Source organism: Microvirga sp. P4_G7, from assembly GCF_056401005.1.
Window position 1 is genome coordinate 1 of record NZ_JBFUKD010000855.1, and the last position, 1,356, is coordinate 1,356.

A 1,356-nucleotide genomic window follows, 5' to 3' on the forward strand; every position below is an offset into this window, starting at 1 on the left:
TACCCGCGATCTGCGCTTGATGGGTGGATATCACCCGGGCAACGATGCCGAACTCGATCAGGCAGTCGTGGTCGTTCCCCGCATCTACGAAGCCTTGCGGCAGGATCCATCGTTGCCGCCATCCATCGATGCGTTCGCAGACCTGGCGCAGGCCTTGCGGTCGTGAGGACAGCCGTTCGCTCTCCGAGTCCAGCCTCGCACAAGCAATCACCCGTCTATTCTAGCAACGACATGATCAATTTTGGAGCCCCAGCATGAGTCTCTACGGCGTTCTTCGCACCGGCGTTTCCGGCATGAATGCGCAATCCAACAAGCTGGGGACGGTGGCTGAGAACATTCAGAACGCCAGCACCTCCGGCTACAAGCGCGCATCGACGGAATTTTCGTCACTGATCCTGTCCTCTGGCAAGGGCGCCTACAATTCCGGCGCTGTGACGACGACCGTTCGGTATTCGATCGGCGATCAAGGACCGATTTCATACACGACGTCGGGAAGCGATCTGGCGATTTCGGGTAACGGCTTCTTCGTCGTATCCGACACCAACGGAACGCCGTACCTGACGCGCGCCGGCAACTTCGTCGTCGATGGTCCGACAGGCAATCTCATCAACGCGGCCGGCTTCCAGCTGATGGGATACAATCTCGCCAACGGCGATCCAAACGTGGCGCTCAATAGTCTGTCGGGTCTCGTTCCCGTGAACGTGTCGTCGATGGCGATGCAGGCACGGCCGACGACCGGCGGTACCTTCACCGGCAATCTCCCGTTCGACGCGACAGCGGTACCGGCTGTCGACCGTCCTCCGTCGGGCTCGATCTACACGAAAAAATCTTCGCTCGTGACCTACGACAACGTGGGCAACGAAGTGAAGCTTGACATCTACATGACGAAATCGTCGGCCACCACGTGGGAAGTGTCGATCTACAACTCCGCCATCCCGGGAAATTTCCCGGCGACGCCGTTGACCCCCGCGACCACACTGACCTTCGACGGCATGGGTCAGTTGACCGGAACCAGCGCGGCCAACTTCACGATTCCCAACGGCCAGGCGTTTACGCTCGACATGACTGGCATGACGCAGCTCGCCGGTGAATACCAGGTCACCGGCACTGCGAACGGCAATGCTCCGACCGCGGTCAAGGGTGCGGAGTTTGGCTCCGACGGCACGGTTTACGCCGTGTACGAGGATGGCACGCGCATTGCCGCCTACAAAGTGCCGCTCGCCAACGTCCCGAGCCCTGACAACCTCACCCCGCGCGCCGGAAACGTCTATGAGGCGAGCATCGAATCGGGCGGCATCCAGGTGGGTTTTGCCGAGCAGAACGGTCTCGGCTCTTTCTCTGTCGGTGCGCTGGAAC

General features: G+C 60.5%; 1 protein-coding gene and 1 pseudogene. Both read left to right on the plus strand.

The annotated features are described in order from the left end of the window. Positions 1 to 166: pseudogene (gene fliI / locus AC1DT3_RS21355) on the plus strand (flagellum-specific ATP synthase FliI); the annotation flags it as partial. 88 nt (positions 167 to 254) lie between these two features. Continuing rightward, on the plus strand, positions 255 to 1,356 hold a 1,102-nt coding region (locus AC1DT3_RS21360; RefSeq protein WP_477467190.1), incomplete at its 3' end, for a flagellar hook protein FlgE.